Genomic DNA, 8,014 nt, shown 5'->3' on the forward strand with positions numbered 1-8,014 from the left:
TCATCTTGTCCGCAACAACGTATTAGGTCGGGATTCGCAGATAGACTACTTCATATAATTCGAGGTGGAAGTTTTCTATGAAAAAAAATCCATTGCTGCGTTTTTTCCTGTCCTATTTGTTTGTTTTTTTGTTCACAGCCGTTTCGCTGGTCGTCATTTTTTTGTTTATCCTCGGAAACGCCTCCAAGGAGGAAGCTGGAAATGCCAATAACCGATATGCCAGCTCTGTGGTGAAAACCTTTGATAATACGCTTCGGAATATTGAGCAGGCCATTATTCAGGAGACGCTGACCAACAGCAATTTGCAATCTTTTTACGACCACACCGGCACTAACGATATCTATTCCAATTACTTGTTGTACTCCCGGTTTAGAGATTTGACGAGCAGCATTAACGGCATTGATTCGATCTACCTCTATCGGACCTCCGATCAAAAGGTCATGTCGGACTCCTATCTGCTGGACCTCGCCAACTTCGAAGACAGGGAGTTCGTGATGGATCGGATGAAGCAGCCCAGCCTGAACAGCTGGTCTTCCCCCCGTGCGTATTCCTCCGTTACAGGCGGGCAAAGCCGGCTGGTTGTCTCGCTTGTGAAAGGCATTCCGTTTGGCACCGCTCAACAGGGACTGCTCGTAGTCAACCTCTTTTTGCCCTATTTGCAAAACGAGTTGGCAGAAATCAGCCAATCCGATCTCCATTATGCCTATTTTTCCGATGCGGCCGGCAACCCGGTCATTCGTTCGCTGGATTCCTATAACAATGACCGCGTCGAGATTCATTCGGAGCTAACAAATTGGACTCTTCACTCCGGCTTGAAAAGTACGAAGTTTGGCGGATTTCTATCGATCATCTCTTTCTTCTGGATTATTTTCATAGCTATCGTCCTCATGTTCGGAATAGCCCTGCTGGTCTATGTTTTTCGCCGCAATTACAAACCAATCGATACGATTACAACTCGGATTCAGCAATATGTATACAATGACAAGTTCCGCTATGAAGGCGATCAGTTCGCTTTCATCGACTCTTCCATCGAAAAGCTGATTCTGCAGTCCCAGCATCACGAAGCGCAGGCCGCCAAAGATCTTATCTGGAAAAAAAGCACACTGCTCCGCGACTTTGTAACCGGAACGATGAACTCCGTCCAGGCCGAGGCGAAGCGGGAGCTGTTGGAGCTGCAACTGCTGGAACGATTTACGGAAGCGCCGCGGTTTTGTCTGGTTTTGCTTATCGAGGTGGATGCATACAACAGCTTCTTGCAGACATACAACGAGCGGGATCAGCTTCTGCTTAAATTTGCGCTGCAATCAGCCGTCTCGGAAATGTCCGGCCATTATTTCAACTCAATTTGGATTGAATGGCTGTCAGGTTCGCGCTTATGCAATCTCATCACGCTGGATAAAACAGAGCACGACTCGCAGAACACCATTTTGCAAATGTGCGAGGAGTGGCGGAACTGGGTTGAGGAGTATTTAAAATTTACTATTACAGTGGGGGTAGGAGAAGCTGTGCCGGCCCTTTCGCAACTGCCCTGCTCGTATGAAATCGCTTTGGATATGCTGGACATCAAAGCTACGCTTGGTTCAAATAAAGTTATCTCACAGCAAAATCTGTCGCAACAGCCTACTGCGGTCATCTATGAACAGCTTGCCGCTATACGCTCTATGATCCATTATTTGAAAACGGGCAAAGAGTTATGGAAAAATGAGTTCAGGTCGATATTTAGCGAGATAAAGGCCAGGCATTCCTCACGCAAAGCGATTGTAAATATGGCCGACTATTTGCATTACCATCTAACCAAGGAAATCTCCGGACTGTCCGAGGACATATCAGCGCATTGGAACCATAATTTGCTGCCGCAGCTCAAGGAAACGCTGCAGCGTTTTGCAACCATCGACGAGCTGGAGCGCGATATGTTCACTTCCCTCTGCAACATTTCCGGGGAGATTAACATCCGCCGCGAGTCGAATCCCCATTATCAAAACATTGGAGCGATTGAAGCTTATATTTCGGCCCACATGGCCGATTCGAACCTTTCCCTGAATCAGATCAGCGAATATTTCCAGCTCAGCCCCTCCCACTTCAGCGCTTTGTTCAAGGAGGTAATGAACGAGAAATTCATTGATTATTTAACAAGGATTCGCATAGAAGCGGCAACGAAGCTGCTGGCAACAACAAACGCTTCCATTCAGGACATCGGGCTGCAGGTTGGATACGTCCATTCCTTCTCATTCATCCGAGTGTTCAAAAAATGGACCGGCACCACTCCAGGAGAATACCGCAAAGCACAGGAGTCGGGATGAACGCTGAACCGCCATATTCTATTCTGTTGGAAACCCGCGGCTGAATCGAGTAGGCCACGAAAATTGAGGTTCTCCGTGGGGGCGAGCACCGCGCGCTGGGAGCGGCGCGCGGTACGGTATCCGCATGCGCATAAGCCTTTCTCAATTCCAGATGTGCTTCCGCCTCCACGAGTTGCAAGGCGGACCTTCACATTAAATCTCTATCCTCGTTAACGGCTCATCCAGCCGCCGTCCACGCACAGCACGTGGCCGCTCATATAATCGGATGCAGAGGAGGCGAGGAATACAGCCGCTCCCGCCAAGTCTTGCCCGGTTCCCCAGCGTCCCGCAGGAATCCGCTCCAAAATTTGTGCGCTGCGCAACGGGTCCTCACGGAGCGCTTCCGTATTGTCCGTAACCATATAACCAGGCGCAATAGCATTCACCTGTACACCTTTAGACGCCCATTCATTGCCAAGCTGTTTGGTCAGACCGGCAATGGCATGTTTGCTTGCCGTGTAACCGGGCACATTAATGCCGCCCTGGAACGATAGCATTGACGCCATATTGATGATTTTGCCTGAACCCTGTGTTATCATCCGTTTGCCCGCTTCCTGGCTAAGAACAAACACGGAATTCAAGTTTACGTTCAGCACATCCTCCCAATCTTTATAGCTATGCTCGGCGGCAGGCGTACGACGAATAATGCCTGCATTGTTAACGAGCACATCGATACGGCCGAATGCCTCAACCGTCTTGTCGATAATGCCCGGCAGCTTGCTCCGGTTAGATATGTCGGCCTGGAGCGTAACCGCCCTGCGGCCAAGCTCCCGCACTTTGTCAGCGGTTTGGTCGGCAGGCGTAGCGTTTGTGACAAGCACGAGATCCGCGCCTGCTTCCGCCAGCCCAACTGCGATGGCTGCGCCAAGTCCGCGGCCTGCGCCCGTTACAACAGCAGCCTTGCCTGTCAGGTCAAAATACCGCATCGATCCCCGCTCTCCTTTCATCCGTTACGCTCTAATTATACGAACGCCTGCATCCCCGTATTTGGTGGCAACGGATTCATCTATCGATGCATCCGTAATGATACAATCAATATCGATTAATTCCGCAAACGTTATGAGCGCTCCCCGGTCGAACTTGCTATGATCGGCGAGGCAAAATACCTCTTTTGCGCCCTCCATGTATAATCTCTTCAACGCGGCCAGCTCTTCCGTAAAAATCGTCAAGCCGTACTCCAAATGAATTCCGGTAGTTGAAAGAAACAGCTTGTGCACGTTCAGCTTACGAATCCATTCACTTGACTCTGTACCGATTAGCAGATTGTTCCGGCGGTAGCCACCGGCCACGATAAGCCGGATCTGATCCTTCAGCGTAAGCTCGCGAATAATAAGCAAATCGTTGGTCAGTACCGTAATTGGCAGATTAGGCAGCCTTTTGGCCACTTCCAGCGTTGTGCTCCCCGCATCAAGCGCGATGATGTCGTCGGGCTCAATCATGGCGACAGCCTTTTCGGCAATCACCGCCTTTTCCTTTTGGCGCTTAGTATTCGGTATTTGAATTGGCAGAAGGCTGTCTTCTCCGACCGATTCCATAACCGCCCCTCCATGAATGCGGCGCAGCAGTCCCTTTGCCTCCAGCTTCTCCAGATCCTCGCGAACCGTCTTTTCCGTTACTTTTAAATGCTCGCTAAGCTCCGATACTCTGACGCTTTTCCGCTGCTCCAACTGCTCGATAATATGCCGATGACGTTCTGCCGCAAGCATTGCTCCTACCTCAGCCCTTTCATCGGAATAAACTCTTGATCCGAAAATGTATAGTTCTCGCCGGCCATCGCCCAGCAAAATGAATAATGACTCGTTCCCACTCCGGAATGGATCGACCAGGGAGGGGATATAACCGCCTGCTCATTGGCAACAACCAAATGCCTCGTCTCCGCAGGTTCGCCCATCATATGAAAGATGCGGGCGTCATCCTTCACATTAAAGTACAGGTACGCCTCCATGCGCCGGTCATGCACGTGGGCCGGCATCGTATTCCATACGCTTCCTGGCTTTAATGTCGTTACGCCAAGCATGAGCTGGCAGCTTTGAATGCCTTCCGCATGAATATATTTGTTCAGCACACGTTCATTGGACGTTTCCAGCGCGCCTAGATGCGTAGGATTGGCCTCTTCCTCCGTCATTTTGCGGGTAGGATACTCAGCATGCGCATTTGCGGAGACGAGGTAGATTTTTGCAGGATCATTTTTATCCTTGCTTCTAATGGTCACGTTTTGTTTGCCTTTGCCTACATAAAGAACATCCAGCCTAGATAATTCGTATGCTTCGCTGTCAACGGAAATAATCGCACTCCCGCCGCCAATGTGCAAAAAGCCGATTTCACGGCGCTCCAGAAAAAAATCAGTCTTCAACGTTTCCGGATCCTCCAGCTTCAATGTTTCGTCAATCGGCATGGCTCCGCCAACGATAAGCCGGTCATAGTGGGAGTAAGTCATATGAATGGTATTCGCTTCAAACAGCCCTTCAACAAGAAACTCCTGGCGTAAACGTTCTGTTGTGCAATGTTTTACATCTGCAGGATGAGTCGCATGACGGACTTCCATGGGGATAGGCCTCCTTAGGTTCGTACTGGTGCGGTTGAGGGATATGTGAACCAACTTGGTTTGTTATTGTTCGTTTTTATAATATCACACTTTTTCGAACACAAAAAGAACAGCTTTTATTGATTTAGTGCAGGCACCTTTGGTCAGCGACCATTTTTAACCCAATCTGGAGGAAAACTCATAAAAAATGGTTGACTTAGACGTTAACGTAAAGGCTTTAATAAAGACAGTGGCGTTAGACGAGGGAGGAGAAAACCGCCTATGTTTTCCATTGGAGAGCTCATTCAGAAAATAAACATTAGCCGTAGAACGTTGCATTATTACGATGAAATCGGTCTTTTGAAGCCCACGGTCTCAAAGCACAATGGATATCGTTATTACAATGAAACTGCTTTACTTAAGCTGCAAACAATCCTCTCCTTAAAGTCCATGGGATTAAGCTTAGAGGAAATAAAACCGTTTCTTGATAACAAAATAATGAATGATTCAGAGCAAAAAGATAACGGAATGTCCTGGATTTCCTTGCTGGACGCTCAACTCGAATACGCGGATAAGCAGATAGAGGAGCTTAGACGGAAGCAATTTATATTAAGAGGTGTGCAGCAGACGATTAAGATGGCCGGCTCATTTAATGAACACCATGTTCTGGATGTAATGAAACGAATGGAAAGCCCAGCGTTTGTAGCCGGAGAAATCCCGGCCACATTTCCTGCAGATCTGTTCAGTGAGTCTGAGCTCACTCAGCTGCAGTCACTCCCCTTGATCGGAAGCGATGATACCAGGCTTCACGAGGCGCTCCAGCTGCTTGAAGAAACTCGCGTCGTTATGGAGGCGCCTCAATCATTCCATGAACAGGAGCTCGCGAAAAAATGGCAGCTCTGTTTTGCCAGCTGGTTTAATGGAAATGTTGAACTGCAGCGTAAATATTTTAGCTTAATTGATTCCGCAAGTCCCGAAGAACCGATTGTATCCGGATTGGACCATAAACTCATTCAATACGTCAATCAACTTACGGAGCGATATCCCCAATAAAGGAGTGGCAATATGGACTTAGAGAAAGAAATGGGCTCACCTAAAGATTTTAAGCAGCATGCCCTAATATTTGTCGGCGCTCACATTTTGATGTTTATTTTGCTTCGTACGGAAGCGAATTTTCTTAGCAAGATGCAAGAGTCCATTAAAGCCGAAAAAATCTGGTTTTATCATGAGGAAAGCGGTATTTTTATTGCCGCAATTTGGCTGCTCATACTCACCATTCAAGGAGCCTATGTATTTTTTATCAAACAACGGTCTAGTTCAAACTAGTAGGCGAGGTTCTGGTCTGTCTACACGCGTTATTCAACTTCAGGGGACGGTTCTAAGTTGTCCCCTTGTTTTATAGTTTGTAAATACAAAAAAAACTTCTGAAATCTTTCTTCAGAAGTTTAATAGATAAGTTTGGTGCTGGTGAAGGGACTCGAACCCCCACTCCGTCTCCGGAAGCGGATTTTGAGTCCGCCGCGTCTGCCATTCCGCCACACCAGCATATAAAAATCGCATAATTTAAGCCATAAGTCCGCTTGTGGCGTGCCCTAAGAGATTCGAACTCCTGACCTTTTGATTCGTAGTCAAATGCTCTATCCAGCTGAGCTAAGGGCACACATTAAGCAAAGAATGGAGGCGCCACCCAGACTCGAACTGGGGGTAAAGCTTTTGCAGAGCTCTGCCTTACCACTTGGCTATGGCGCCTCAATAAAAAAAATGGAGCGGAAGACGGGAATCGAACCCGCGACCCTCGCCTTGGCAAGGCGATGCTCTACCGCTGAGCCACTTCCGCAAATGGCTGGGGATTCAGGGATCGAACCTGAGAATGACGGAGTCAAAGTCCGTTGCCTTACCGCTTGGCTAATCCCCAAAATCACATGGGGCGATCGAGGGGAATTGAACCCCCGAATGCCGGAACCACAATCCGGTGCGTTAACCACTTCGCCACGATCGCCATATGATTGGCAGGGGCAGCAGGAATTGAACCCACACTAACGGTTTTGGAGACCGCTGTTCTACCTTTAAACTATGCCCCTAAATCTGGTGGAGGATGATGGATTCGAACCACCGAACTCGTCAGAGAACAGATTTACAGTCTGCTGCGTTTGGCCACTTCGCTAATCCTCCATGAATGGTGCCGCCGAGAGGACTTGAACCCCCAACCTACTGATTACAAGTCAGTTGCTCTACCAGTTGAGCTACAGCGGCATGTTGCTATGCAATTGTCAAAATGGTGGCTCGGGACGGAATCGAACCGCCGACACAAGGATTTTCAGTCCTTTGCTCTACCGACTGAGCTACCGAGCCTTGCATTGCTATTTAATAAAAATGGCGGAGCTGACGGGATTCGAACCCGCGGTCTCCTGCGTGACAGGCAGGCATGTTAGGCCTCTACACCACAGCTCCATATTGGTTGCGGGGACAGGATTTGAACCTGTGACCTTCGGGTTATGAGCCCGACGAGCTACCGGACTGCTCCACCCCACGATAATATATGGTGGAAGCTGAGGGGATCGAACCCCCGACCCTCTGCTTGTAAGGCAGATGCTCTCCCAGCTGAGCTAAGCTTCCACAATAATTTGCAACAGCTTGTATTAATATACCTTATGTTAACGGTAAAAATCAAGCTGTTAAGAAAGAAAATGGTGACCCGTAGGGGATTCGAACCCCTGTTACCTCCGTGAAAGGGAGGTGTCTTAACCCCTTGACCAACGGGCCATACTGGCGGAGAGCGAGAGATTCGAACTCTCGATACGCGATTAACGTATACACGATTTCCAATCGTGCTCCTTCGACCACTCGGACAGCTCTCCATATGGCTCCCCGAACAGGACTCGAACCTGTGACAACTCGATTAACAGTCGAGTGCTCTACCAACTGAGCTATCAGGGAATAGTATTCGGTACTGCTTCTTCAGGACTTGCGCCCTGAAAACTGGATCGAACGGTATGCCGTGCTGACCGGCTGTTGTCTTGCGTGGATAAGGATAAGCCCTCGACCGATTAGTATTCGTCAGCTGCACGCATTGCTGCGCTTCCACCTCGAACCTATCAACCTAGTCGTCTTCTAGGGGTCTTACATACTGGGAAATCTCATCTTGAGGGGG

6 protein-coding genes, 16 tRNA genes and 1 rRNA gene are annotated in these 8,014 nt (G+C 48.8%); 3 read left to right on the top strand and 20 right to left on the bottom strand.

Annotated elements, in window-relative coordinates:
* Positions 1-77 precede the first annotated feature (77 nt).
* Complete coding sequence (locus M3223_RS20420) at positions 78-2,300, top strand: helix-turn-helix domain-containing protein (RefSeq protein WP_251565082.1); 2,223 nt, start codon at positions 78-80, stop codon at positions 2,298-2,300.
* A 209-nt stretch (positions 2,301-2,509) separates the two neighbouring features.
* On the opposite strand, the gene kduD is transcribed toward M3223_RS20420, so the two are convergent.
* Genes kduD through kduI form a run of 3 tightly spaced genes read right to left on the bottom strand, consistent with a single transcriptional unit; the run spans position 2,510 to position 4,884 of the window.
* Positions 2,510-3,265: a 2-dehydro-3-deoxy-D-gluconate 5-dehydrogenase KduD gene (kduD, locus tag M3223_RS20425; RefSeq protein ID WP_251565084.1), complete on the bottom strand. Its 756-nt coding sequence runs from the start codon at positions 3,263-3,265 to the stop codon at positions 2,510-2,512.
* A 24-nt stretch (positions 3,266-3,289) separates the two neighbouring features.
* Positions 3,290-4,045 carry a DeoR/GlpR family DNA-binding transcription regulator gene (locus M3223_RS20430; protein WP_251565086.1) on the bottom strand — a complete coding sequence of 252 codons (756 nt, stop codon included), beginning with the start codon at positions 4,043-4,045 and terminating at the stop codon, positions 3,290-3,292.
* 5 nt (positions 4,046-4,050) lie between these two features.
* Positions 4,051-4,884, bottom strand: a complete 834-nt coding sequence (kduI, locus tag M3223_RS20435; RefSeq protein ID WP_251565088.1) for a 5-dehydro-4-deoxy-D-glucuronate isomerase — start codon at positions 4,882-4,884, stop codon at positions 4,051-4,053.
* 261 nt (positions 4,885-5,145) lie between these two features.
* Between kduI and M3223_RS20440 the strand changes: the two genes are divergently transcribed.
* Together M3223_RS20440 and M3223_RS20445 are read left to right on the top strand one after the other, a co-directional pair.
* Positions 5,146-5,916 carry a MerR family transcriptional regulator gene (locus M3223_RS20440; RefSeq protein ID WP_251565090.1) on the top strand — a complete coding sequence of 257 codons (771 nt, stop codon included), beginning with the start codon at positions 5,146-5,148 and terminating at the stop codon, positions 5,914-5,916.
* A gap of 12 nt (positions 5,917-5,928) precedes the next feature.
* Positions 5,929-6,189, top strand: a complete 261-nt coding sequence (locus M3223_RS20445; RefSeq protein ID WP_251565092.1) for a 2TM domain-containing protein — start codon at positions 5,929-5,931, stop codon at positions 6,187-6,189.
* 133 nt (positions 6,190-6,322) lie between these two features.
* Here M3223_RS20445 and M3223_RS20450 read toward each other — a convergent pair.
* The 17 genes from M3223_RS20450 to M3223_RS20530 form a co-directional block, all read right to left on the bottom strand.
* A tRNA-Leu gene (locus tag M3223_RS20450) sits at positions 6,323-6,408 on the bottom strand.
* Between the two features lie 38 nt (positions 6,409-6,446).
* A tRNA-Arg gene (locus M3223_RS20455) sits at positions 6,447-6,523 on the bottom strand.
* 15 nt (positions 6,524-6,538) lie between these two features.
* Positions 6,539-6,612: transfer RNA gene (locus M3223_RS20460), tRNA-Cys, on the bottom strand.
* A gap of 13 nt (positions 6,613-6,625) precedes the next feature.
* Positions 6,626-6,700, bottom strand: a tRNA-Gly gene (locus M3223_RS20465).
* Between the two features lie 3 nt (positions 6,701-6,703).
* Positions 6,704-6,778, bottom strand: a tRNA-Gln gene (locus M3223_RS20470).
* A gap of 8 nt (positions 6,779-6,786) precedes the next feature.
* Positions 6,787-6,862, bottom strand: a tRNA-His gene (locus M3223_RS20475).
* Positions 6,863-6,870: 8 nt separating this feature from the next.
* Positions 6,871-6,944 (bottom strand) — tRNA-Trp (locus M3223_RS20480).
* A 5-nt stretch (positions 6,945-6,949) separates the two neighbouring features.
* A tRNA-Tyr gene (locus M3223_RS20485) sits at positions 6,950-7,035 on the bottom strand.
* A 5-nt stretch (positions 7,036-7,040) separates the two neighbouring features.
* Positions 7,041-7,116 (bottom strand) — tRNA-Thr (locus M3223_RS20490).
* 23 nt (positions 7,117-7,139) lie between these two features.
* Positions 7,140-7,215: transfer RNA gene (locus M3223_RS20495), tRNA-Phe, on the bottom strand.
* A gap of 22 nt (positions 7,216-7,237) precedes the next feature.
* A tRNA-Asp gene (locus M3223_RS20500) sits at positions 7,238-7,314 on the bottom strand.
* A 4-nt stretch (positions 7,315-7,318) separates the two neighbouring features.
* Positions 7,319-7,395: transfer RNA gene (locus M3223_RS20505), tRNA-Met, on the bottom strand.
* An 8-nt stretch (positions 7,396-7,403) separates the two neighbouring features.
* Positions 7,404-7,479 (bottom strand) — tRNA-Val (locus M3223_RS20510).
* 72 nt (positions 7,480-7,551) lie between these two features.
* Positions 7,552-7,626: transfer RNA gene (locus tag M3223_RS20515), tRNA-Glu, on the bottom strand.
* Positions 7,627-7,630: 4 nt separating this feature from the next.
* Positions 7,631-7,721 (bottom strand) — tRNA-Ser (locus tag M3223_RS20520).
* A gap of 3 nt (positions 7,722-7,724) precedes the next feature.
* Positions 7,725-7,800: transfer RNA gene (locus M3223_RS20525), tRNA-Asn, on the bottom strand.
* A gap of 90 nt (positions 7,801-7,890) precedes the next feature.
* A 23S ribosomal RNA gene (locus tag M3223_RS20530) occupies positions 7,891-8,014 on the bottom strand; the annotation flags it as partial.

This window comes from Paenibacillus pasadenensis, assembly GCF_023715725.1.
In the GTDB taxonomy this organism is placed as follows: domain Bacteria; phylum Bacillota; class Bacilli; order Paenibacillales; family Paenibacillaceae; genus Paenibacillus_O; species Paenibacillus_O pasadenensis_A.